Source organism: Aliiroseovarius conchicola (assembly GCF_041403445.1).
Lineage (GTDB): Bacteria > Pseudomonadota > Alphaproteobacteria > Rhodobacterales > Rhodobacteraceae > Aliiroseovarius > Aliiroseovarius conchicola.
Genome location: NZ_JBGEHL010000002.1, coordinates 213622 through 238183 on the forward strand (window position 1 = coordinate 213622; position 24562 = coordinate 238183).

Here is a 24562-nt window from a genome sequence, read left to right on the forward strand (position 1 = left end):
ATCGTTGTTAAACCTTAATGCCGACATTGACTAATCGTGCAGCGAACGTCTCCTTTCCGCCGATTCTGTGGAAAAACAACGTGTTGCGAATGCAGAAAGTCGGGCTCTGAGGGCGGTGTGAGCGCCTTTCTTGTCAGGCTTTGCACGTTTGCTGCGGTGCAGGAAAGATCTTGGCTAATTTGCGGAGGTTTTGGGCTGTGGCGGCGAGTAGGAATTCGTCATTTGTGCCGCATGGTCCGCGTAACCGCAATCCTCCCAGCCCAAGAATGCGTTTGAGGTGAGCGAAGAGCATCTCTACCTTCTTCCGCAGTCGCATTGAGATTTTGTATTGTTTGGTCTTGGCAATTTCGCGGGCAACTTGACGGGCGTCTTCATGTTCTTCACGGGTGATCTTACGGGCGTCGGCCTTGGGGCAGCACTTCATCTTTGATGGGCAGTCTTGGCAGGTGTGTTTCAGCGCTTGATACTTGGCGACACCCTTGCCGCTGGGGCCACGATTAGGATCAGAATCGTTTCGGCGGAACTGTTTGAGCGGCTCACCTTCAGGGCAAATATATTGGTTGTTCTCGGGGTCCCATTCGAAGTCGGTGCGGCTCCATGTGCCGTCTGTCCGACCCGCTTTGTCCAATACAGGAATATGGGGATTGATGTTGCGGCCAACGAGCCATCCCAGCATTGGCCCTGATCCGTAAGCGCTGTCTGCGATGAGGCGCTCTGGGTCAATATCGTGCTGTTCTTTGATACGATCCAACATGGTGCGCACGGAGCCAACTTCGGCCTGCCGGATTGATCTGGTACCTTCGACGCCCACGATGACGCTGTGGTCGGTGTCGATCAGGTAATTGGTAGAATAGCTAAAGAATGCTGGCCCTTTGCGCGCAGCCGTCCATTGGCTGGATGGGTCAGAATGAGATGTGAACTTAGGTTCTACCGTGGACGCTGCGCCAAAAGCAGCGTCATCCAAGACGGCAAGATATTCCTTTACCGCACGCGGTGCATCCTCTGGATCAATTGTATTGTGATCCCAATCTTCCTTTGGCGTGGAGTTTTGTTTGTTGGCGTCGGCTTCAATCAAGCTGGCGTCTGCGGCAAGCCGTTGGCCGCTCACCAAGCCATCTGTGATGCATCGTGCGACAGTCTTCTCGAACAGATACCTCAGTAGTTTGCTCTCCCGAAAGCGGCCGTGACGGTTTTTGGAAAATGTCGAGTGATTGGGCACAGGGGCGGGCAGATCAAGGCGACAGAACCAACGATAGGCAAGGTTCAAATGGACCTCTTCACATAACCGCCGGTCAGACCGGATGCCGAAGCAATAGCTCACTAACAGCATGCGGATCAGCAGTTCGGGATCAATCGACGGACGGCCTGTATGGCTGTAGAAGTCGGCTAGATATTGGCGGATGTCATCTAGGTCGACGAACCGATCAATCGACCGCAGCAGATGATCTTGCGGAACGTGATCATCCAGCGAGAACTCATAAAACAGCGCCGCCTGTGCTTCCTGCCTCGGCCCCATCATCGCAAAATCCTCCAACCAACAAAGGAATTGAATCAGCGACGACACCTCAAATCAACAGGAGTTTTTCAACAGAATTCGCCCTTCGAGTTGGTCAGAGGAAATCCGTACTGAGCAGGATCAAACTCCAGGTTTCACCTTGCAAATCATCTTCCAACTGTCATGACTTAATAGTCATACATTCGCTGTTCATTCGCCGAAGGCGTCAAAAATATCAAAGCAATATCAGCACCTTAAGATATGTTAACTCCGCCCTCACCGCCGGAGCCAATCTTCCTCATAAGCATTTGAAATGCGAGATCTTATGAGGAAGTTGGTCTTTAACTGCGGCATCGCAGTGTTCCACCACCTCAGACAAGGTGTTCCATCCGTTTATTGATGATCGGAACGATTACGAACGCGTAACCTTACCTGTCCAAACGTGGCGCAGCTTATCAATGGCGGCGTAAGACGTGGCAGTTTTCCACAGGGATCGCAAAATCTGTAGACATCGAGCTCTCGCTGGTGACGACAGATCGCACTTAGGCACATAAATCTGCTCACCGCTGTTATCATCTACTGGAATACGGAGCAAATCGGCTACGCATCACCAACAAGGCCAATTCAACAAATACTACGAACTGAACAGCCGGTAGAAATTTGCCGAGTCAGCTTGCGTGCAGCAATTCCACCGACCATCGTCCAGGAAAACTGGACGGCGCGGACATCGTTTCCTCAGTCAAAAGGTAGGGCACAACGTAGGAAAAACTATACGCTCAATACCTCGGCAAGCTTTAACCGCTGTATCTTTCCAGACGGTCCCTTGGGCAATTCAGACAGGAAATGAATGTGATCAGGGGCTTTGAACTTGCCCAACTTTTCGATGCAAATAGCCTGTAGATCCTGTGCAGTTAGTGCAGATCCTTCGCAGACCCGCACGGCGGCTTCGACCCGCTCGCCGTAGGTCGCACACGGGCGCGCGAAAGCGGCGGCTTCGACGACGTCGCTGTGGGTGTACAAAGCCTCGTCGATTTCGCGTGGTGCGATGTTCTCGCCGCCTTTGATAATCAACTCTTTCAGGCGTCCAGTAACAAACAAATAGCCGTCGGTATCTTTGCGTCCCAGATCACCGGTGCGCAGCCAATCTTCGTGGAATGTGGCAACTGTCGCCTCGGGGTTCTTGAGGTATTCCAACATCACGTTTGGTCCCCGGACGGCAATCTCACCTTCGACATCCGGGCCACATTCGCTGAGTTCGGGGGACAAGATCGTGACCTCGTTGCCGTAGGCAATGCCGGGGGATCCGATTTTTCGGATGCCGGGTGGCAGAGGGTTGGACAGGATTTGCGCGGCGGTTTCTGTTAGTCCCATCGTCTCGATAATGGGAACTCCGAAACGTGTTTCAAATGCCGTTTGCACGTCAGGTGCCAGGGCAGAGGACGCGGAGCGACCAAAGCGCAACCGGGACTTACTTTTCGCGTCTGGATTGCCATCGCCATGCAGTAAGTGCGAGATGATGGTTGGCACGACCGAGAACCACGTGGCTTTGGTGTCCCCGATTTGAGGCCAAAACTGGCTTGCAGAAAACTTTGTGACCATGGCGACCGAACCACCGGAAACCAAAGCCCCCATCACCGTCACGCAAAGCCCGTTGATGTGGCAGATGGGCAGGACGCAAAATGCGCGGTCCTGATCCGTAAGCTTGTGGGCGATCGCTGTGGTCCACCCCCCAGCCAGCAGGCTGGATTGCGTGTGAGCCACGCCTTTGGGCCGTCCTGTGGTGCCAGATGTATACATGAGCAGCGCGTGATCAGACGGCGTTACATCGTGCAGCGCAATGCCCTCATCATCACGAATCGACGTTAGACGCATCATGTGCTGCGGTCGGACCGTTTCGTATATCTCATCGACACTATCGTGCACCATCGCGACACGCGCCTCGCAATGATCAAGCGCATAGGCCATCGCCTCGCGGCCAGCGGCGAGGTTGATCATCGTGGCCCTAAAGCCGCCATAAACCGCGCCATAAAACGCCAATACGCCTTCGCGACTGTTGGGCTGTAAAATGGCGATGCTTTCACCTTTGGCGATCCCTTGAGCTGTAAGCGTTCGTGCAATCTGTCGGGCGTCGCTGCGCAATTGAGCCCAGGTCAAATTCGGGCTGCCATCCGTGAAAACAAAGGCAACACAGTCGCTTTGCGCGCGCAAATCGAGCCAGTCGCGGACAGTACCTTGCGGTGGGGTGTTGGGAATTAACTTCATCGACCGGCGACTTTCCAATAGTCGGCAAAGATGTCTTCAACTTTTGGCTCGCGCGGTGGTATTTCTCGGATGATCTTGGTTGTTTGCATGAAATGCTTCCAATGCACATTGTCATCGATCGAGTTCCCGCCCCAAGAGCCGCAGCCCATCGACAGCGAGAACGGCATTCCGTTGGTAAAGGAGCCTCCGGTGGCAAAGGTATGCGCTTGGTTGACGATGACGCGGCAGGTTGGGAGGGTCAGGCCGAGGCGCAAAGCGCGATCAGGATCGGCAGAGTGCAGGCCGACGGAATGCCCCGCCCCTTGGAACGCCATGATATCGCCGACGATATTAAGGGCATCGTTAAAATCACGCACGCGGTAAAGCGCGGCAACGCGGGACAGTTTTTCACCAGACAATGGATGGCTCTCGCCGATGCCGCTGGTTTCGACGGCAAGGAATTTGGTATCCGCTGGCACCTCATTTTCCATGCCCAATGCGTGTAACATCTTGTCGGCATCTTGCGCGATAACGGATCTGTTCAGATGTCCGTCAGGCCAAAGCTTACTTACGATTGTGGCTTCGTCTTTGATCAATGCGCCGCCTGCTTTTGCAAGCGCTGCAACGAAGTCATCATAGATCGCGTCCACAACGACAATCGAGTTTTCAGACGAGCAAGATGTGGCGTTGTCAAAGGTTTTTGAAGCCGTGATTTTTTCGGCAGCTGCGGTCAGGTCGCATGTCTCGTCAACGATCACCGAGACATTTCCAGCCCCCACGGCAAGCGCGGGCGTTCCTGAGGTGTAGGCCCGCTTGACGTTGTTTTGTGACCCAGTCACGACGATCAGATCGCTGATCTCAAGCAATCGTTGAGTTTTCTCTTTGCTTCCCTTCCCCGGCACCATCTGTACCAAATCGCGGTCTTCACCGATCTTATCGAATTCGGCATGGATATAGCCCAGCAAAACCTCGCAGGCGGCCACACCTTTTGGTGAGGGAGAAAGCACAATCGCATTACCGCATTTCAGGGCGTTGATGATGTTGTTGGCGGGGGTTGCTGCCGGATTGGTCGACGGCACAACGGCGCCTATCACCCCGATCGGACGGGCAATTTCGGTTATGCCGGTTTCTGCATCGTCGCTGATCACGCCGTATGTTTTGGCAATCGCAATGTCGCGCATCAGACCCAACGTCTTGCGGTGATTTTTGGTGATCTTATCCGCAACATTGCCAAGGCCGGTTGTCTCAACCGCCAGTTCAGCAAGTTGTCTGTTGCGCGTCGGTTCCATGATCGCCCATGCGGCCGCTTGGGCGGCGCGATCATAACGGGCCTGAGAGCCTTGCGCCTCGAAACGAACCTGTGCGCCGCGTGCGCTGGCGACAACGGCTTCGACTTCTGCAAGATCATCATGGAGTGTCATTTGAGATATGTCCTGGTATCGAGGGTGTGACCCCCTCCCCCAATCGGGAGAGGGTCGGATTGAATGGGAGTGTTTTAAAGGCCGGCCAGCAGCTCTTTCAGCGTCTCTTCACGGGCGGCCCACATGGCCAATACTTCATCGCGGGTCATGATGTGCATTGGTGAACCGCCAGCTTTCATTTTGCCAACAACGCGTGAGTTCTCGAACATCACTGGCACTGTTGCGGCCAATTTATCGATGACACCCTGAGGCGTACCTTTTGGCACCATCACTCCGCGGAAATTCACGGATGCATTGTCTACATCTAATCCGCTTTCCATCATGGTCGGCACGTCTGGAAGAAACTCGTTACGCTCCAAGTCTGCGACGGCAAGGATCTTGACGTTGCCGGCTTGGGCCGCGCGATAAGCGTCAGACAGGTTGTTGATGCCTGCCATAACGTCACCTGCAATCACGGCCTTCATCGCGGCAGCTCCACCACCTTTGGTGGGGATATAGGCCATCTTCATATCGCCTGCTTTTTCCATCTGTAGTGCAGCAATGTGGTGGCCCACAAAAAGACCCGCGCCAGACGTTGTCAGCTTGCCGGGATTGGCCTTGGTAAAGTCGATAACATCTTGAAGCGTGTTAAATTCGCTGTCTTTACCAACCACTAGAACCGCTGGGTCTGCACCCCAGTTTGCGATGGGTTCAAAAGAATCCGCGCTATAGTCAACACCACCCTTGATGGATTGCGCTATGAAATGAGGGACGTTGTAAGCGCCAAGGGTATAGCCATCAGCTTCTGCTTGACCCGCGAGCCAGTTCCACCCAACGCGGCCACCAGCGCCGGGTTTATTCAAGATTGCGATGGGCATGCCCAACGCATCTTCATTGCCGGCGGTCATGGTCACGATCCGGGCTTGGAAATCGGTCGCGCCGCCTGCTCCGTAACTGACCATCATCATAATCGGCCGTTCAGGATAGTTGGCGTGCCCATCAGCGAACGCCGTTGTTGTCAGGCTCATCAGGGCAATCGCTGCCCCTGCTAGTAGTTTCTTCATTTTGGTTCCTCCCAAGGTGAGTTCTGCCGCTGCTGCGGTTCAGAAAAATATCTCTCGCGGTGTGTACACTTTCAGCAGTATTGCGAAGAGACCGTACATTACGGCCATGAAGCAGGCCGTCGTGATGATGCGCTTAACCCATGATTTCAACGCCGTGTGCGGAGCTGGATCATAGAGGCTAAGCAGGATGAAAAATGCGATTGTGGTCGCTGTGTAAAATCCCAGACCTTTGGCGGCCCAGAATATGTAGATCAGGGTCACGACAAGGCCCGGCGCGAGGTTCCTAAACTGGGTCGCCGAGATACCGTTGCCTACTTTTGTCCATCCCAAGCAGGCTTTGATAAATGTCCAAAGTGCCAGAACCACAAAAACGCTAGCGATCAGGCGAGGGAACAAAAACGCCTCGGACGGCTGTTGGGTGTAGCTGATATAGCAGACGTATACGCCGACCGCTGCAACAATGCCTGAGCCGATGATGTGTTGAAGCCGTGGTAAGGAAACTGTGCTCATCCCATAATCTCCTCTTTAGAGGTATAGCGCCGCGTTCTAAGTTCCATGTATCCAGAGTAAAGGATCGAAGCGATCACCACCGCGATCAGAAACAGGTTCAGCGTGCCGGTCAGGAAATAGGGCCCCATGCCATCTGTCGCATTTGCGATCATGCTGCCTTGGATAAAGTTGGATTCTGCGATGGGTCCTAGGATCAGGCCAAGGACCAGTGGCGCAGCTGAGAACCCAAACCGTTCGAGAAAATACATCATGACCCCGAGCGAGGCCATGACATAGACATCGCCCATACTGGACTGTACGGAATAGCTTCCGAAGACGGCCAACCCAAGAACAATTGCGGCCATCATGGATTGCGGTACCTGTGCTACTCTTGCGGCCAGTCCCGCCACATAAAGCCCAAAGATGCACATCAGAATTTGCCCGATCAGCATCGAGTTGATAAAGGTCCACGCCACATCAGGGTGATTGTCAAAAAGGTCGGTTCCCGGAAAAATCCCGTGGATCAGCAAGCCGCCCAACAGCACCGCCGCCGTAGGGGATCCGGGGATAGACAGGGTAAGAAGCGGTACCAAAGATGGGCCAACCATAGCGTTGTTTGCGGATTCTGCCGCGATCAGCCCTTCGGGATGCCCCGTGCCAAACTTATCACGATCCGCACTGAATTTTTTTGTTTGGTCATAGGCGACCAGACCAGCGATTTGGCCACCAACCCCCGGGATCAATCCAATGATAGACCCAGTAATCGTACCGATGCCCATTGCGCGTTTGAAACGCAGCAAGTCAGATATCGCTTTCTTGATCGGGTGCTTTTGCACTTGGATCGCCTCGGCTCCATCGTTTTTCCGACCTTTGGCAAACATTGTGATGACTTGGGGGATCGCGAACAGACCGATGAGCGCCGCAATGATGTTAATCCCACCCCCTAAAGACGGGTGAAAAATAAACCGCTGCGCGCCCATAATGTCGTCAAACCCGATCGTGGCCAACCAAAGCCCGATACAGCCAGACAGCAATCCCTTGACCACAGAATTTGAATCGAGCGACCCAATGACGGTGACACCCAGGATCGCCAACCAGAACAGGTGGCTCGGTCCAAATGCCAACGCCCATTGCGCCAATACCGGTGTCAGGAAGATCAGTAACAGGACGCCAACCACACCGCCCACCGCAGACGAAAGGAAGGACAGTTGCAACGCCTTCGCCCCCTCCCCTTTTAAAGCCATTGTGTGACCGTCAAGCGTCGTAGCGATGTTGGCAGGAGCCCCCGGGATCTTGAGCAAAATCGCAGATACCGCCCCCCCGGCGACCGTCGACGTGTAAGCCGCACCAAGCAAAATAAGGCCTTGTGCTGCCTCAAGTTGGAACGTGAATGGGATCAACAGGGCTACGGCCATGGTCGGTGAAAGCCCGGGTGTTGCACCCAGGATTAGTCCACCGATAGTGCCCAACAATAGCAGGCCAAAGTTGATCGGAGTGAATACGTCACCAAAGTAGTAGATGAATTCCATTATCGGTTATCCATGCCCATGACCTAAGTTGACTATTCAGGTTAGGTGATGAAAATAGTAATGCAAATGTTTTCATAAACTGGCAGAAAATAGCGCCTAAATGGTTGATAAAATTAAGAATAAAGTTGATATTTTTGCAGTGGCAAGACGTGCCAAGGTATCCATCTCGACCGTCTCACGAAGCTTCAATCACCCCGAACAGGTCAATCCAGCGACTCGTAAGAGGATCGATGCAGCGGTTCGCAACCTCGGCTATATTCGCAATCGCGCGGCACAAACCATGCATGGTATTCGAAGTGGGACGATTGGATTGGTCGTGCCGACAATCGACCACGCCATTTTCGCCGAAGTGATCCAAGCTTTTTCCGATAGCGTGGGCGAGCACGGGTTTACCATTCTCATCGCATCACACGGGTACGATCTGGAACAGGAATACGCAGTATTACGAAAGTTTCTGGAGCATCGGGTGGATGGGCTTGCTCTCATCGGTCATGATCACTCGGAAGAAACTTACAGCCTGATCGAGCGTCAGAACATCCCTGCGATTTCTATCTGGAGCTATAACGACGCCTCTCGCCTTTCCTGTGTAGGTGCAGATAACACAATGGCGGGTGTGCTCGCCGCCGAGCATCTTGTTGATCTCGGACACCGCGAAATTGGCCTCGTATTTCCCCGAACCAGCGACAACGACCGCGCACGCAACAGGCGCGCAGGTGTTCAGTCTGTTTTGACAAAAGCGGGCGTTTCCATCGCGCCCCAATGGGATATCGAAAGTCCGTACAGCATTGCAGAGGCAAAGGATGCGGCGTTCAGAATGCTAGACTGCGCGCACCGTCCAACGGCCATATTGGGGGGAAACGATGTTTTGGCCTTGGGCGTGCTATATGCCGCGAGACGCTGCAATCTACGAGTTCCCGAAGACCTATCCATAATTGGAATCGGAGATTTCAAAGGCTCCAAAGAAATGGAACCCGGCTTAACCACCGTTCGTTTGCCCGCTCGCAAGATCGGCCGCCTCGCCGGTGAGCATCTTAGTCGTTCAATTACGGGTGAGCTATCGGGGCAACGACGAGTTACCTGTGATATCGAGTTGATTGTTCGCGATACATGTAGGCGCAACACCCGGTAGCTCGAATTGGGTCCCAACAAGGGCAAGTGCAAGCGTCCCGTCGATGTTCAATTGGCAATTGCTACAATAAATCGCAAAGGGCCAATAGAAGCTTCAACCAAACTCAAGGCATATCCCGCACGCTATCTCAGCTACACCTGCACCTAGGTTGCGACTGAACCAATGACTGCAAGAACCGTAGTCGGCAGCCAGAAAATCAGCGCCGTGATCGCCTTCCACCCGAATCTCGAGTTACGCGCGATCCACTTGCTGTTTGCCTCGTTCTTCCGCAACACCTCGCGTTGAATGGGAACGACTGCCAGAACAGACAAAATCATGACAACAAATGACAATCCAAGCAGATCCTCGGATCTTTGAAACACTTGGTCAGCCGCCTCAAGGAGCAAGACCGCAGCGGCCAACGGTATTGCAAGCCTTTCTATGGACCCACTTCCAGCAGGGTCTTGTTTGGCAATGCGTGAAAACAGACTAAAGTTCCAAAGACTGGAAAACACAAAACCACGCCAAAACGGTCGAACGTCATGTTCGCCAACATCCCGCAACCACCTCCAGTTTTGCCAAAACCAGTAGACGGTGTAGATCCCCATAGTTCCCAGCGACATAATCAGGAACTTGCTCGTTGAAACCGGGTAGAGAATCTGATGCTTCATCTCGGTTTGGTTTGGTTGTTGCGGGCGGTAGCTGACGACCAGAAGCTGCACCAAAATCAACGCCACAACATACACTGAAATGGCTGTTTCAATGTCCTGTTCTGACATGCTGTCTATGCCAAGGGTCGCCCAGAACGGGTTGGTGTCCGGGACCTCAACCCTCGTCCATTCGAAGGCGTCAAACTCTTCCAGTGCCTTACGCGCCTGCGGCAAATCACCCGGCATGATGCGGTCAGACTTGGTTACGTACGTATAGGTTTTGGTGGCCGTTCCGGGCACTCCGCGCGCCACCATCTTGACGATGAACGCCGGCGACCGTTTTGTCACGGTCCTGCGCTCATATCCCCAAGATTTATCTGTAATGAGACGTATCTGATGACGAAATCTGACAGGGTGGGTTATCGCCAGCGGAGATGCGCGTTCCTCGTCATTCAGGTCTGGGAGCTTAGACAAAAGGTCGTCCGGACTTGTCCAGAAGACACGCCCCCCAACATCTTCATCCCGCACCCAGGGGTCTGTCAATTTGTAGTGCGTCGTGACAGTGACGATGGCTTTCTCTTTGTCGACGGCAAATTCGAGCGGGCTAACAATTTCGATGCTCGGGTAAAGTTTCTTGAAGTAGTCGAAATAACTTTTCTCGACCGCAGATTCACCATCCTGTTTCACCCAGCCAAAGACATTGTCCGCCGCGTTCCCAGAATAGGTCGACTGGGAAGTAAACATGATCACATTCGAATCCGTGGTGAAATCAAACGTATCGACGATATCGTCAAAAAACTTAGGTCGTTTGATTACGGCATCGATCATACCAGGGCTGTTGGGGGCAATGATGACACCCTTCTCGAAATTGCCTTGCTGGACGTGGTCGAGGTCGCCCAGCTGCTCGCCACGGGTCGGATCAAGAATATAGCTTTTGCCATCGACCGTAGCACGCACAACCACATGATCGAATGCCGCTATTCTGGGCCGGTCGTCGGTAATGCCACCGCGCATATCAATGTCGACTAGAAACGGAGTCGCCTCGATGTCCAGCGCATAGAGGATCGACGTCAGCAAAACAGTCATATCTTTGCAATCACCGAACCCGCGTAACAGCACCCGTGATGGGTTTCGTGGAACATATCCACCGGTTCCGAGCTGAACCCCCGTATAGCGCACTTCCATTTGGACATAGTTTAACGCGGCACGGAGCTGTGCCTTTTTGTTCCCAACATTTGCGTCGCGGATGTCGTCCGCGATCGCTTCAATCTGCGGTGTTTGAAACTCTGTTGGATCATATAGAGGCGCAAAGAACTCACCAACCTCGCTCCAGCTTTCGATGCTCGTGGCCGTGGTACGTTTCAGCGACCGGAAGCCATCTGGGACATTCTCCTCGCGAACTTGGCTGGGAACATTCTGCTGCTCCCAGCTGTATTCAATGAATTCGCCCAATTGCCTAACGACTGGTTCTGGTGCGTCATTGTGTGTTTCAATAAATATCGGTGTGCCTTCGCCGACCAGTAGCCTTTTATGCAGTTTTTGAGTGGGCCTACCGTATCCGTGACGCGTAAAATGCTGCCAATGCGGCCCCAACGCAGGATTGCGCCCGATGCTAGTGTAAGCATAGTCTAACGTGTCGCCCTGCTTTAGCTGCGGCACCAGAAAGGCGAGCTCCAACCGGCCATCATAGATCAACTGCTCTCGGTCGGTTTCCACACGATATAGCTGCATCTCCCCCTGCTGAGTCACATCGACAATTTCGCCGGATGGACGAATAATTCGGACATGGTGTAGAACAACAGTTTCGTAAGCGGGGTTGAATGACGTCGTGATGGAACCATAGTCATCCACAGCGTCGCTGCTTAACAACGTAGTTACGTCTCGGTAATAATACTCGTCTTCAGTCGCCGTGACCTTTCGCTGCTGGTCGATCAGCCGGTAGACACGGTCGTCATCCGCCGCCAGCTCAAAATTTTCCATCCCGGATTGATGAACCTCGATCCAGTCGCTTTCGGGACTTACCGAGACATAGTCTTCAACATTCTGTGCGAAAATCGGAGTGCTAACCGCTTGGCACAACAGAAAAACACATAAAAGTAGTCTGATCATCAACACAGTGCTCCAATAGTCTTCAAACGACTATCCAAGACATCTTGTGGTTGCAAGTGAGATCAGCGTTCTTACCGCCAATACAGGCGGCACAACCCCGGTTTCAGACGGCTTCTACCTTATGAGCAACCCTTACCGAGGCGCCATACGGATCGCGCCGTCCAGCCGGATCACTTCGCCATTCAACATACTGTTTTCGACGATATGGCGGGCGATGGCCGCAAATTCCGTCGGATCCCCCAAGCGCGAGGGGAACGGGACCTGTGCGCCAAGGCTGTCTTGCACCTCTTGCGGCAATCCTTCCAGCATGGGGGTGCGGAAGATGCCGGGGGCGATGGTCATAACACGGATGCCATAGCGCATCAGGTCGCGCGCCATAGGAAGGGTCATCCCAACAACGCCGCCTTTAGACGCCGCATAGGCCAGTTGTCCGACCTGCCCGTCAAAAGCCGCGACCGAGGCTGTGTTGATAATCACGCCACGTTCACCATCCTCAGTCACGGGCGCAGTCATCGCCATGCCCGCGGCGGATTGCGTGGCACAATTGAATGTACCGATCAGGTTCACATGAATGGTTTTGATATAAATATCAGGGTCATGCGCCACGCCCTTCGACTGGGTTTTCGCGGCCGGTGCGATCCCGGCGCAGTTCACCAGAATGCGTTCCTGACCAAGCTGTTCGCGGATCGACGCAAAGCCATCAGCCACCGAACTTGGGTTGGAAACATCGACTTTGGCGAACGCCCCGCCAATCTTATCGGCCATCGCCTGCCCGGCCTCTTCGCTCAGATCTAAAATACCAACCCGAGCCCCTGCATCGGCCAGAGCCCGCGCGACAGCGCCGCCCAACCCCGACGCGCCGCCCGATACAATTGCGACGGTATCTTTGGTGATTTTCATGACAGACCTCCCTTTATGGGCGTGCTGTAGCAAGAATTGTACAAGCGTTCAATAAATCTGGAGTTGCTGGTCAAGTGACGCTACGTCGCCCGACAGGCAGGCCTTTACCCAGACAGTCAAACATTCATTCTCATTTGAGAGCAGCCACTTACGCCAAGCTGATAGCGCTTATTGTGCGTTCATCCACAATATTTCGCAGCGTGTCCCGGTCCGGCAATACGCAAATACCGGACCCGGAGCCTCCTCCACAACCTGTCGACAGGCCGGGATGACTGCCAACGCATCTTCGCGCGTGGCCATAGGCAGAAACGAGGTTTGCAAACCGGCGGCTTGTGCCGCGGCCTCGATCTCGGCCCAGTTCGGCTGCCCCGGCTCCTCACCATCAGGACGATTGCACATCACCACGGCGAACCCAGCGGCCTTGATTGCCGGGATATCAGCCACCGTAATCTGAGGGGCAACCGTGACCCGTTCGTCGAGTTTCTTCATCTGCATTTCATCTGCCTTTCAGAGCGTATTAACGGGCACTTTCAGGAAAGTTTTTCCATCTTCATCCGCTGGCGGCATATCGCCCGCACGCATGTTCACCTGAAGCGATGGAATGATCAGGCGCGGCATATCCAGCTGAGCATCGCGTTCGGTACGAAACTTCACGAATTCCTCTTTCGTCTTTCCCCCGCCCACATGGATATTATGGGCCTTTTCATCCTTCACCGTGGTTTCCCACTGAATGTCGCGCCCGTTGGGGCCGTAGTCGTGGCACATGAATAGACGGGTTTCATCAGGGAGTGCCAGCACCTTTTGGATCGAGTCATAAAGCTCGCCCGCATCGCCGCCGGGAAAATCTGCCCGCGCCGAGCCTCCATCGGGCATAAAGAGCGTATCCCCGACAAAGGCAGCGTCGCCTATGACATGAACCATGCAGGCGGGCGTGTGACCCGGCGTATGCATCACAAACGCGTCCATCGTGCCGATCTTGTAGCGATCTCCGTCCTCAAAGAGGCGATCAAACTGGCTGCCATCGCGCTGAAACTCAGTGCCCTCGTTGAAGACCTTACCAAAAACGTCCTGAACCTCGGTGATTTTGCTGCCGATCCCGATCTGACCGCCCAGCTTACCCTGAATATAAGGTGCGCCGGACAAGTGGTCGGCATGGACATGGGTTTCGATCAGCCACTCCAAAACCAGACCCTCATCGCGAATATAGGCGATCATCTGGTCCGCATGATCATGGGTGATCCGACCGGCCGCATAGTCGATGTCCATAACGCTGTCGATCACCGCGCAGGCGATCGAAGCGGGATCCTTCACCACATATGAGATCGTGTTGGAATCTGCGTCAAAAAAGGCCTTCACCACGGGTTTGACGGCAAGATTGAGGGGCGGATTTGTCATCAGATGTCCTCTTTCGTCGAAACGGGAATTCCCCGCGTTATGTGTCAGCTGGCCGGTTCAATCTGGTGCCTGCGCGCCGTTTGGGCGATCATCCAGCGGGCCAGAAGCATACCTGTGATCAGCGACGCCGTGAAGATCAGGACCGATGGGTTAAGCGTGCTTAGCACAGGCAAAGACGCGCCGGGGCAGAACCCGGCCAGACCCCAGCCGATGCCAAAGGTGAACGATCCCAGCACAAGCTTGCGGTCGATCAGATGTTTGCCCGGAAGCATGAAACGTTCCGCAAACATAGGTTTTTCGCGCTTGAACACCAACAGATATCCCGGCGCCGTCACCAAAAGGGCGGCCCCCATCACGAAGGCAAGACTTGGATCCCACTGCCCCGCAAAGTCGAAGAAATTCAGCACTTTGGCCGGGTTGGCCATCCCAGAGATCGAGATGCCAAGACCAAAGATCAGACCCGCAAGATATGTCAAAAGAAGTTTCATCCACTCAACCCCTTACAAGCCAATGACGTGGCGGGTCAGAAAGACAACAATCGTCGTCCCCGCCATGAACGTCAGCGTTGCCACTATCGAGCGTGGTGAAAAGCGCGCCATGCCGCACACCCCATGTCCCGAGGTGCACCCCGAACCATAGGTCACGCCGACCCCCACAATGATCCCGCCCACGATCATCGACAGGGTCGAGACAGGCACTTCGATCGCAGGAAATCCTCCGGTGGCCACCAAATAGACCAGCGGGCCTGTCATCATGCCTGCGATCACAGCGGCGCGCCACGCCCAGTCCGTCGAACTTCCGGGTTGCAGGAATCCAGCAAGTATCCCGGTTGCGCCAAACACGTTCCCGCGCACCCACATCAATAAGACCGAGGCAAGGCCGATCAACGCGCCTCCGGCGGCGGAGGCTATCGGTGTGAATTCTGTTTCGATCATAGGGACCTCTTTAATCTAGGATCGGCGCTTACTGGCGCCATGTCACTCGGACACAGCTTCATTGACGATGTCATCAAGCAGTTTCTGCACAGTCTGCATCGCCCCCTCAGGGTATTTGCGATACCCAATCTGCACGTCGCCTGCTTTGTCGTAAACAAAAATACCGTATGGGCAGAAGGCGATGTTCATCAGGTCAGCCTCCATCATGTCACGGCTGGTTTTCGCCGAGCAGAACATGAAGATATCGGCTGCGTCAAACAGCACCACATCGGACCCCATATCGGCGCGGGTCCGCTCTAACATCTCGCCTGCATGGCTGACATAGTCGATCACCAACCCCCGTCCGACAATGGCCGTTTCGACGGCAAAGGTTGCATCGTCAAAATCACCATCAAAGCTGTATGTGATGGCTTGGGGGCTTTCGTGCATTATCGGAGTATCAGCCGTCGCAGGCACAGCGCATAGCGCCGCCAACAAGGTTGTATTCAGAAAGGCGCGCATATCGTGTCCTTTATTCAAACGCAGGCAATTTGCACCCGAGCATCAAGGGTTCAGGCAAAGCGTTTCATAGGTCTTTTACGCATCTGAAACGCTTCAATCCATATATTCGCTTTTTGGAATTTTTACAACCACCCGGAGTGCCGCCCTGCGCCTACGTTAACCACGATAACGCCGCCAGTCCTACCACACGTCGGGCTCTTCACCCTTGGCTTCCATCTCGTGGAACACGTCTTGCAGATAGCGCTGGAAGACCTGCTCTTGATACGCGTCAGAGGACACGTACTCCAGCGATTTCAGGAAGTGAAACGGCTTGAAATATCCGGGCATCCGAAACGCCTCGGCTGCGCGTGATGTGCTTGTGTCTGGCGCATCGGACGGAAAAATGACCACGGTTGGGGTGAAGTTCACGCCCCATTTGACGGCAAGGTCGCGTTCTTCCAATGCTTCGCCGTCGAAATCCACCACCTCGCGCGCGCCAAACAAGTTCAGCTGAATCACCAGATAGTGCTCTTGCAGATAATCTACGATCTGATCGCGGGCGAAATTGACCTCGTGCAACTCACGACAATATGGACACCCCTTTTGTTCGATTAAGACCAGCAGGTCTTTGCCTTCGGCCCCGGCCTCGGCCAAATCATCGGGAAGTTCCAGAAAGCTGTCGGTAAACCAAGGCTGTATATGCAGACCGTCATCGCCAACCTCGCCAGCTGAGGCAACGGACGTCGCAAGCAGAATCATCATCCCGACAAGGAAAGTAAAGACACGCATCTGCGCCTCCCATAACTGCGGTAAACGGGTCAGGGTCAGCCTACCACATCCGCCGTTTGGCACCAAACTTCCACTGCCAGCTTATTGGCTGTGCGATTTCAGGAATTCCAAAATCGCAGCAACATCCTTGTCTTTCTTCAAACCCGAGAACGACATCTTGGTGCCTTTCATATACTTGCGTGGGTTGGCCAGATAGGCGGACAGATTGTCCGTGTCCCAGACCAGCCCACCTTCTGCGGCAACCTTCATCGGTTTGGAGTATTTGAACCCCTCGACCATGCCCGCTTGGCGACCGAACACACCAGTCAACATCGGGCCCGTTCCGTTTTTTGCACCATCGCCAACCTTGTGGCAGGCCTTGCATTTCTTAAAGACTTTCTCGCCTTTGGTGACGAGTTCTGCGTCAAAGACGACCTCCGCGACCACCTCTTCTGGCGCCTCTACCGCATCACCGTTCCCCGCGCTGGCGGTCTCATCCGCGCTGGCTCCTGCGTTCGGGTCGCCCTTGAACACCACCTCGCGCGTGATTTCGACCACACCGGGCTTGCAATCGGTCATGCATCGGTCGGTGAAAACGCCATATTCTGTGGCCGCCCGATCATCGATGATAAATCCATCGGCATTGGGCATTGCGACATCAGCGAAAGTCTCTTTCGACAGGATAAAATCATCGTCCACAAGGTCGTTGGAATACAGGATATAGGCAACGATCGCGTAAACATCGTCATCCGACAGGCTTTGCGCGTCACCAAACGGCATCGAGCGGCGCACATAGTCGAACGTGGTCGACACGTAAGGCCAATACGATCCCACGGTTTTCAACGGGTCTTCATCGGCCAGACTGTCTTCACCACCCGCCAGCTTGGGCCAGTTTCCCGAACCTTCCGCAAACTCGCCATGGCACGAGGCGCAGTTCTCTGAAAACACCTCTTCGCCCGTCATGACATCGCCAGACCCGTCTGGCAGGTTCGATCCGTCGGGAAACACATCCAAATCCCAAGCCGCGACCTCATCAGCGGTGGCGGCGCGCCCCAAGCCAAGCTTTCCAGCCATCGCCGGCATCGTGGTCGAGGCCACAAGGACCGAGGCAATCAACAGTTTAGGAAACTTCGACATTGTTAACCTCTCCGCCTGCGGACACGTGCCAGGTTTGAATGGCGTTGTTGTGATAGATCGAATTCAGCCCCCTGACCGCACGCAATTGCGTCTTGGTAGGCTGCACATATCCGGTGCTATCGACGGCGCGGGATTGAAGGAACATCGGTTCGCCATCCCAATCAATATCCAGATAGAACCGGGTCAGCGCCATAGGCTGCACAGGCAACGCAAGACGCGCCTCTTGCCAGCTGACGCCACCATCCAGTGACACGTCCACAGCCGTGATTGCCCCGCGACCGGACCACGCCAGCCCAGTGATCACCAGAGGCCCCGGACCATGTGTGATCGGCATCTGTGGGCTTGGCGCGGTGACCACGGACTTCGCGTCCATCACCCATGTCCATTTGCGGCTTGTGCCATCTTCCAGCGTATCGGTGTATTTCGAGGTCTCTTCACGGCTTTCCACCGGGCGGTCCATGACCTCGATCCGTCTAAGCCATTTGATCCAAAGATTGCCTTCCCATCCAGGGACAACCAGACGCGCCGGGTATCCATGCTCCATCCTAAGCGCCTCGCCGTTGGCTTTGAACGCGACCATGCAATCGTCCAGCGCCTTTGACATCGGAATTGAGCGTCCGTTCGAAGACGCGTCCGCCCCCTCGACATAAATCCACTTGTCCTTCAAATCACCGGCGACATCCAACCCGGCCTCTTCCAGCAAGGTTCGCAGCGACACACCTGTATATTCCATGTTGTGGATCATGCCGTGGGTGTATTGCGACCCATTCAGTTGCGCACCGGCCCATTCCATGCCGGAATTGGCGGCACATTCCAGGAAAAAGGTGCGTGTTTCGCGCGGAAAGCGTTCCAGATCAGCATAGGTAAACACCAAGGGTGTGTCGACCAACCCATTGATCATCAAACGATAATCCTCTTTCCGCAAGGAGATCGCTCCGGAGTGGTGACGCTCAAACGCGACGCCTTGCGGCGTGATCGTCCCGTCCAGTGCATGAATTGGCGTAAAGTTGATCGAGCTGATTTGGTCTGCCGTCAACCACTCCACCGTGCGCCGGACCACGTCGCTTTCGTATTCAATGGGCATGCCATAAGGCGAGGCATCCACACCTTCGCCCAAACCCGCGGCCCAATCCTGCACTTCGGTGATCAGCGGATCGCCATTCGCCCGCGCCGCACCTGCGGTTCCAAGGGCCGCTCCGGTTGCTGCGGCGCCTTTCAAAAAGGCCCGCCGGGATGTGCCATGTTTTGCTGAGCGGTCACTCATCTGGCTTCTCTCCTCTTGCATCTCAATATTCGTCTATGTGCATGTATTTGCGCAATTTTTAACCGGACCCCTTACGACGTCCGGCAATGCTTATTTAGCTGTCGATCACATCGACCAACACGTTCGGTTCAAGCGAAATGGTGTCCTGCTTGCCAATATGGCTTTCCACCACGTCCCAGATCATCGGCCCTTCGGTGCCTTCGTTCACAGAGGCCCATCCCGCCACCACATAGGTCTGCGCTGGGTCGATCAGCTCGCCTGTGCTTAGGTCGGTCATCTCGGTGATCCGGCTGCCTTGCGGCTTGTTGATATCAATCCGGTAACCCATACCGGCCACACGCACCATGTCTCCGCCTTGTTGGTAATACGGGTCAGGGTTGAACAGATTATCGGCCACATCTTCCAGCACCGTGTGGATGAATTCACCCGTCATTTCAGTACGGTAGGCTTGACCATATGACATCGAGGTCACGTTCCAGATGTCTTCACGCGTGATGTCCTGGCCCGGCAGGATTGACGGCCCCCAACGCACGCCCGGCGACATAGCAATTTGCGCGTCGCGTTCTGACAAAAGCGCATCGCAGATCAGGTCATCCCAAGATCCGTTGAAATTGCCTCGACGGTAAAGCAGCGTATCGGTGTTCCCAACGACGGTTTCCAGTTCAGATTTGAATGGTGCGCGTTGCTCTTCGATCAGTTTTGTAACCTCGGCATCCGGTGCAATCACGTCCGAAAAGATTGGGATCAGTTTCGACCGAATTCCCATCATCCGCCCGTCTCGCACGTCCAGATCAACACGGCTGATGAACTTTCCGTTCGAACCAGAGGCAATGATGAACGTATTGCCCACCTGCACGGGATCCGGCACCGCATCATGGGTGTGGCCCGACAAAATCACATCAATCCCCTGCACCTGCCCGGCCATCTTCTTGTCCACGTCAAATCCGTTATGGCTTAGAAGCACGACCAACTCCGCCCCGTTCGCGCGCACCTCGTCGACCATCAACTGCATATTCGCTTCGCGTAGACCAAACGAGTATTCGGGGAACATCCAATGTGGATTTGCGATGGGCAGGTAAGGGAAGGCCTGACCGATGACAGCGATCTTCACTCCGCCGCGCTCGAAGAACTTATAGGGTTTGAACAGCTCAGCCGGTTCGTCCCATTCCGCATCGAAAATATTCTGGCCAAGGGCGGCGAAGGGCAGCCCCTCGACAATTTCGTTTACCCGGTCAGAGCCCAGCGTGAACTCCCAATGGAAGGTCATCGCGTCGGGTTTCAACGCATTCATGACATTGATCACATCTTGCCCAGCGGTGTGGTGACAGGTGTAAGACCCTTGCCACGTGTCGCCCCCGTCCAGCAGCAGCGCATCTGGGCGTTCAGATCGGATTGCATTGATCACCGTCGCCACCCGATCCATGCCACCCATCCGGCCATAGGCCTGACCCAAGGCGGCAAAATCTTCATACGTCATTGCGTAGGCCGCCGGAGACCCCGGTTCGATCCCGAACGTCTTGAGAAAGGCATCACCGGTGATATGTGGCACTTGCCCGCGCGCGGCGCCCACACCGATATTGATTTCGGGTTCGCGGAAATAGACCGGCATTAGCTGCGCATGAATATCCGTGATGTGGATCAAAGACACATTGCCGAACGTATCGAACTTCAACAGATCGTCCTGCGTCAGCGCCTGTTGTGCCGCCAATTTGGACCAATTGCCAAACCCAGACGCCCCATAAAGAGCCGAAGCAGCCATAGAGACCTGAAGAAACTCGCGGCGAGAGATCATGTGCTTTTCCTTGCTTTCAACCCAGCGCATGATCTATCCCATGCGTCTGATTGAATATGTTTTGGTGCAGAAAGCCCCGCCCGGCACAAACCGGACGGGGCATTAACTTAGTTACGGACTGAAGGCCCTTCGACAGACAGACCGTTGCCGCGTGAAGCAACATACATTTCCAGAGCGACAAATTCATCCGAACCCGGCTTGTAGGTATGTGCACGCGTATCACGCACGCAGCCCTTAAAGCGCGAATGCGCACCGTTTAGTTTGGTGTTTTTCAGACGATACACCGGAAACCCGTTGATCTGGCCTTGGCTCAGATGATCGGCGCGGATCATGTTGCCATAATTGTCTTCATGACAATTGGCACAGCTCAGCTCCAACTGACCGGTGCGCGAATAGTAAAGCTCTTTACCCTGCTCCCACGTTGCGTGACCGGGACCGTCAATTGCGACATTGACGGGCATTCCGCGCGAGACAGACGCCAAAAGGGCTTCCACGTCGATCGCGGGCGGCTTGTCATAGCCCCAAGCTTCGGCGCCCATGCGTTTGGTGCGACAATCATTGACCTGCATCTGGATGGTAAAGACCTTACCGGCCTCTTCGTTCCATTTGGGGTATGTCGCTTTGACACCGGCCATTGTTTCAGGTTCGCCATGGCAATCCATGCAGGATTTTCCCTCGGTCCCGTCCACTGTGGCCCAGATTTCCGCGCCATTTTCTACGCCCAGCATGCCCGGATTGTCGAAATCATCCATCTGCATTTCTTGCGTCAGATCCGAGCGGAACACCCAGCCCGAGATTACCTCGTCCATCACATCGGACAGATGCGCGGGGGCTTCGGTGCGGGTGACAATCTCGGTCTCGCCGTTGATGATAAGCTCAGCGTTTTCATCGGCCGTGGCGATCCCTGCCCCGCAAAGCGAGACCGCGATCATAGCTGTAATGCCGTGAAGTTTCTTCATTATGTTCTTCCTCCCTTACGCTGATCTCAGCTGACCGTGATCGGCTTTGACGTCTCGTAGACCGAGCCATCATCGTCGTACCAAGTGAACTTGAACTCGCCGGTTTCTTCGACTTTCGCGTCAAATTCAAAATACGGGTTGGTCGAGATCGCAGGTTCCAGCGCCACGTCCAAGACCGACACACCGTTCAGTTCGCATGTGAACCGATTGATAATCGACCGAGGGATAAGGTTGCCCTCTTTATCCTTGCGCTGTCCTGATTCCATCTTGTGGCTGATCAGGGTTTTCAACGTCACCACTTCGCCAGCCGAGGCTGTCTTGGGGACTTTCACGCGGGGTTTTACACCTTTTGCCATGTCTTCAAACTCCTATTTCCTGTGGTCGCAATCCCGAACCGCAAAACTGGTATCCACTTTTGCTGGGATCGCTCCGCGCTTAGCCGCCGCAGCCGCCGATGGTGACCTTTACGGTGGACGAGTCTTGCACAAAGCTGCCATCCGCCAGCTTGGCAATCGCCACAACGTCCTGCGTACCCGCAAGTCGCATCCGGGTCGAAGCAGCTTGACTGCCAGCAGCCGGGCCAAAGTTGAACTGTGCAACACCCGGTGTCGGGTTCCCCGTCGCGATCACCATGATTGACATCGCGCCAGGCGCGTCGACCGAAATCGGCACCGTGTTTCCGTTTTCAGCGATCTCTGGTGCGCTCAGGGTGATCCCGCCCTCGCCAACTTCAGCACCGCCAGTAAAGGCGGCAATCGCATCGTCCGCAGCCGCTGCCGCGCGCATTGGCAACATCGCCACAGCGGTTGCGCCGAGCCCGAGTGCCAGAGCCTCACGTCGTGTGAATTTCATCTGTGTCTCCTGTAAATTGGGCCTGTAGATTAAGGCCTGCAACCCACCTGCGTCTATTTCAGCGTTTGCAGGTAAGCGACAACATCTTCGATTTGCTGGGCTGACAGCAGAGGTGCGACATCGCCCTCATGCGGCTTGCCGGTATAGGCCTTGCCCAACCGGATGAAACCCGACGTCTTATAAAAAGACGGCATCATCGAATCTTCGAACGTCATTTTGGCGTTGGCCACGATGCCGCGCAGCTCGGCTTCGCTCCACCGGTCGCCTGCGCCATCAAGGATCGGGCCGACCTCGCCATGAAATGGCGCATCGGCCAAATCTGTGACTTCGTGACAGGCAATGCAGTTACCCATGGACTTCGTTGATGCAATTTTCTTGCCTTCCACTGGATCGCCGGCAACGCCTGTCAAAGACTGGGCAACTGCCCCATCTTCATACATGACGTTAGCAGGCGCTACCGTTTCGGCATTCGCCATTCCTAGCCCCGCAAGCAGCGCCGTAAGCGTGATCGTTGTCCGCTTCATGTTACCTCCCTTGACCGTTGTGGGAATAACCTAACACGCGAAGTATATTCCGCAACAACAAATTCTAATTTTTGAATTATTGAGGATGCACGACCCCCACCTTCACTTCACTTACATCTAGTAAGAAATTGTCTTTGCTCAATTTAACCGAAATTAGAAAGCCACGGCATCTGCTCAAGCATGAACTGCCCGATAGCATTTACACTGTTGGTGACGATCAGGATCGCAAACAAGATCAGCATCACCCCCATCGCCCGCTCAACCCAAGGCAGGTATTTCCTGTTGCGTCCTGCCCAGGCCAGAAACGGCCTGGCGAACAGCGCCGCAATGACAAAAGGCAACGTCATCGATAAGCCGTAGACCGCCAACAAAAGCGCGCCCCGCCAGAGGTCTCCCATACCTGACGCAATCATCAGAATTGACGCCAGCGCTGGCCCCACACAGGGCGTCCAACCAAAGCCGAATGCCAGCCCCATCAGATATGCGCCAACAAGCGTGCTGGGCGCTGCCGAGCTTTCTAGCCGCGCCTCGCGATAGAGAAATGGGATCTTGACGATGCCAAGGAAATGAAGGCCAAAGGCCAGCAAGATCAGTGCGCCGACATAGCTCAACGTCTCTTTATGGCGCGCAAAGGTTGAACCCAGCGCTGTTGCGCCCAATCCCAGCAATACAAATATCGTTGTGACACCCAAGGCGAAGGCGATGGCGGAAACCACCAAGCGTTTCTGCGCACCAGCGCTGATCTTGCCTTCGCCCGTTAGCTCTCCCATCGAGATCCCGGCCATATAGCACAGGTAAAACGGCACCATCGGCAGAATGCAGGGCGTGAAAAATGACAAAAGCCCCGCAAGGGCCGCGCCAGCGAATGAGATGTCGAGCATCGGCTCTCCTTGAACTCAGGACATATTCAAATTAAGTGTTGTATTGAAACAAAGGTCAACCTTTCTTAGCCAAGGCCCCGAATAATGCGCCTGCTTGCCGCAATCACTGCCCTTACCATAAGCCTATTCGCGACACCCTTGGCCGCCGCGGAATTGGTCATGGTCGAGGAACCGGGCTGTCCGTGGTGCTTGAAATGGGACCAAGAGCTTGGCGCCATCTACCCCAAAACGCCCGAGGGGAAGTTTGCCCCGATGCGCAAGGTACAATTGCATGATGTGCGCGCGGGCGATGCCGGAGCACTGGGGTTTTCGGTGAAGCACCCTGTGGTCTACACCCCCACCTTTCTGCTGATAGAGGACGGCGCTGAAGTGGCGCGGCTGCAAGGCTACCCGGGCGAGGACTTCTTCTGGGGCCTGCTGGAGAGAATGCTGATCGAAGAAACAAGCTATGAACGCCCGACCGCGACGACCTTGCCCGAGACCGCTGTGAATTGATCTATGCCCGTGTGGCAAGGGTGCACAGGTTCGTGAGCGGCCCGGGGCTCAGATTGCAAACCGAGACCTGCACCGATAAACAGTCGGTGTAGCGA

At 54.8% G+C, this 24562-nt stretch carries 24 protein-coding genes; 2 read left to right on the plus strand and 22 right to left on the minus strand.

Features of this window, described 5'->3' with window-relative positions; all coding sequences use genetic code 11:
* Positions 1 to 133: 133 nt before the first annotated feature.
* The 6 genes from V6N04_RS03960 to V6N04_RS03985 all read right to left on the minus strand — a co-directional run bounded on the left by V6N04_RS03960 (position 134) and on the right by V6N04_RS03985 (position 8218).
* Complete coding sequence (locus V6N04_RS03960) at positions 134 to 1519, minus strand: IS1182 family transposase (protein WP_371168832.1); 1386 nt, start codon at positions 1517 to 1519, stop codon at positions 134 to 136.
* A 744-nt stretch (positions 1520 to 2263) separates the two neighbouring features.
* Positions 2264 to 3757: an AMP-binding protein gene (locus V6N04_RS03965; RefSeq protein ID WP_371168833.1), complete on the minus strand. Its 1494-nt coding sequence runs from the start codon at positions 3755 to 3757 to the stop codon at positions 2264 to 2266.
* Positions 3754 to 5157: an acylating sulfoacetaldehyde dehydrogenase gene (sauS, locus tag V6N04_RS03970; protein ID WP_371168834.1), complete on the minus strand. Its 1404-nt coding sequence runs from the start codon at positions 5155 to 5157 to the stop codon at positions 3754 to 3756. Before sauS ends, V6N04_RS03965 begins: the two co-directional genes overlap by 4 nt.
* A 74-nt stretch (positions 5158 to 5231) precedes the next feature.
* Positions 5232 to 6200 carry a tripartite tricarboxylate transporter substrate binding protein gene (locus V6N04_RS03975; protein ID WP_371168835.1) on the minus strand — a complete coding sequence of 323 codons (969 nt, stop codon included), beginning with the start codon at positions 6198 to 6200 and terminating at the stop codon, positions 5232 to 5234.
* A gap of 39 nt (positions 6201 to 6239) precedes the next feature.
* Positions 6240 to 6710, minus strand: a complete 471-nt coding sequence (locus tag V6N04_RS03980) for a tripartite tricarboxylate transporter TctB family protein (protein ID WP_371168836.1) — start codon at positions 6708 to 6710, stop codon at positions 6240 to 6242.
* Positions 6707 to 8218, minus strand: a complete 1512-nt coding sequence (locus V6N04_RS03985; protein ID WP_371168837.1) for a tripartite tricarboxylate transporter permease — start codon at positions 8216 to 8218, stop codon at positions 6707 to 6709. Before V6N04_RS03985 ends, V6N04_RS03980 begins: the two co-directional genes overlap by 4 nt.
* Positions 8219 to 8318: 100 nt before the next feature.
* Here V6N04_RS03985 and V6N04_RS03990 point away from each other — a divergent pair, with 100 nt between their 5' ends.
* Positions 8319 to 9347 carry a LacI family DNA-binding transcriptional regulator gene (locus V6N04_RS03990; RefSeq protein WP_371168838.1) on the plus strand — a complete coding sequence of 343 codons (1029 nt, stop codon included), beginning with the start codon at positions 8319 to 8321 and terminating at the stop codon, positions 9345 to 9347.
* Between the two features lie 143 nt (positions 9348 to 9490).
* Here V6N04_RS03990 and V6N04_RS03995 read toward each other — a convergent pair whose 3' ends face one another.
* From V6N04_RS03995 to V6N04_RS04070, 16 genes are all read right to left on the minus strand, one after another.
* On the minus strand, positions 9491 to 12085 hold the full coding sequence (locus V6N04_RS03995) for a DUF3857 domain-containing transglutaminase family protein (protein WP_371168839.1): 2595 nt from the start codon (positions 12083 to 12085) through the stop codon (positions 9491 to 9493).
* A gap of 132 nt (positions 12086 to 12217) precedes the next feature.
* Positions 12218 to 12985, minus strand: a complete 768-nt coding sequence (locus tag V6N04_RS04000) for an SDR family NAD(P)-dependent oxidoreductase (RefSeq protein ID WP_371168840.1) — start codon at positions 12983 to 12985, stop codon at positions 12218 to 12220.
* A 168-nt stretch (positions 12986 to 13153) separates the two neighbouring features.
* On the minus strand, positions 13154 to 13480 hold the full coding sequence (locus V6N04_RS04005) for a protein tyrosine phosphatase family protein (RefSeq protein ID WP_371168841.1): 327 nt from the start codon (positions 13478 to 13480) through the stop codon (positions 13154 to 13156).
* 12 nt (positions 13481 to 13492) lie between these two features.
* Positions 13493 to 14380: an MBL fold metallo-hydrolase gene (locus V6N04_RS04010; RefSeq protein WP_371168842.1), complete on the minus strand. Its 888-nt coding sequence runs from the start codon at positions 14378 to 14380 to the stop codon at positions 13493 to 13495.
* A gap of 44 nt (positions 14381 to 14424) precedes the next feature.
* The gene (locus tag V6N04_RS04015) at positions 14425 to 14868 is read right to left on the minus strand and encodes a DUF6691 family protein (RefSeq protein WP_371168843.1); all 444 of its coding nucleotides are present in this window, start codon (positions 14866 to 14868) and stop codon (positions 14425 to 14427) included.
* Positions 14869 to 14880: 12 nt separating this feature from the next.
* Positions 14881 to 15315, minus strand: a complete 435-nt coding sequence (locus tag V6N04_RS04020) for a YeeE/YedE family protein (RefSeq protein WP_371168844.1) — start codon at positions 15313 to 15315, stop codon at positions 14881 to 14883.
* A 42-nt stretch (positions 15316 to 15357) separates the two neighbouring features.
* Positions 15358 to 15816, minus strand: coding sequence for a DUF302 domain-containing protein (locus tag V6N04_RS04025; RefSeq protein ID WP_371168845.1), 459 nt, complete (start codon positions 15814 to 15816; stop codon positions 15358 to 15360).
* 180 nt (positions 15817 to 15996) lie between these two features.
* On the minus strand, positions 15997 to 16584 hold the full coding sequence (locus V6N04_RS04030) for a thioredoxin family protein (protein ID WP_371168846.1): 588 nt from the start codon (positions 16582 to 16584) through the stop codon (positions 15997 to 15999).
* An 81-nt stretch (positions 16585 to 16665) separates the two neighbouring features.
* Positions 16666 to 17700 (minus strand): c-type cytochrome, encoded by a 1035-nt coding sequence (locus tag V6N04_RS04035; RefSeq protein WP_371168847.1) that lies wholly within the window; start codon positions 17698 to 17700, stop codon positions 16666 to 16668.
* Positions 17684 to 18964 (minus strand): sulfite dehydrogenase, encoded by a 1281-nt coding sequence (gene soxC, locus V6N04_RS04040; protein WP_371168848.1) that lies wholly within the window; start codon positions 18962 to 18964, stop codon positions 17684 to 17686. The genes V6N04_RS04035 and soxC overlap by 17 nt, the downstream gene beginning before the upstream one ends.
* A gap of 94 nt (positions 18965 to 19058) precedes the next feature.
* On the minus strand, positions 19059 to 20756 hold the full coding sequence (gene soxB, locus V6N04_RS04045; RefSeq protein WP_371168849.1) for a thiosulfohydrolase SoxB: 1698 nt from the start codon (positions 20754 to 20756) through the stop codon (positions 19059 to 19061).
* A gap of 107 nt (positions 20757 to 20863) precedes the next feature.
* On the minus strand, positions 20864 to 21715 hold the full coding sequence (soxA, locus tag V6N04_RS04050) for a sulfur oxidation c-type cytochrome SoxA (RefSeq protein ID WP_371168850.1): 852 nt from the start codon (positions 21713 to 21715) through the stop codon (positions 20864 to 20866).
* A gap of 26 nt (positions 21716 to 21741) precedes the next feature.
* A complete protein-coding gene (gene soxZ / locus V6N04_RS04055) occupies positions 21742 to 22071 on the minus strand; it encodes a thiosulfate oxidation carrier complex protein SoxZ (RefSeq protein ID WP_371168851.1) in 330 nt (109 codons plus the stop codon).
* Between the two features lie 79 nt (positions 22072 to 22150).
* Positions 22151 to 22567, minus strand: coding sequence for a thiosulfate oxidation carrier protein SoxY (gene soxY, locus V6N04_RS04060; RefSeq protein ID WP_371168852.1), 417 nt, complete (start codon positions 22565 to 22567; stop codon positions 22151 to 22153).
* Between the two features lie 53 nt (positions 22568 to 22620).
* Positions 22621 to 23091 carry a sulfur oxidation c-type cytochrome SoxX gene (gene soxX / locus V6N04_RS04065; RefSeq protein WP_371168853.1) on the minus strand — a complete coding sequence of 157 codons (471 nt, stop codon included), beginning with the start codon at positions 23089 to 23091 and terminating at the stop codon, positions 22621 to 22623.
* A gap of 143 nt (positions 23092 to 23234) precedes the next feature.
* Positions 23235 to 23972 (minus strand): cytochrome c biogenesis CcdA family protein, encoded by a 738-nt coding sequence (locus V6N04_RS04070; RefSeq protein WP_371168854.1) that lies wholly within the window; start codon positions 23970 to 23972, stop codon positions 23235 to 23237.
* 84 nt (positions 23973 to 24056) lie between these two features.
* Here V6N04_RS04070 and V6N04_RS04075 point away from each other — a divergent pair, with 84 nt between their 5' ends.
* Positions 24057 to 24467, plus strand: a complete 411-nt coding sequence (locus tag V6N04_RS04075) for a thioredoxin family protein (protein WP_371168855.1) — start codon at positions 24057 to 24059, stop codon at positions 24465 to 24467.
* Positions 24468 to 24562 lie beyond the last annotated feature (95 nt).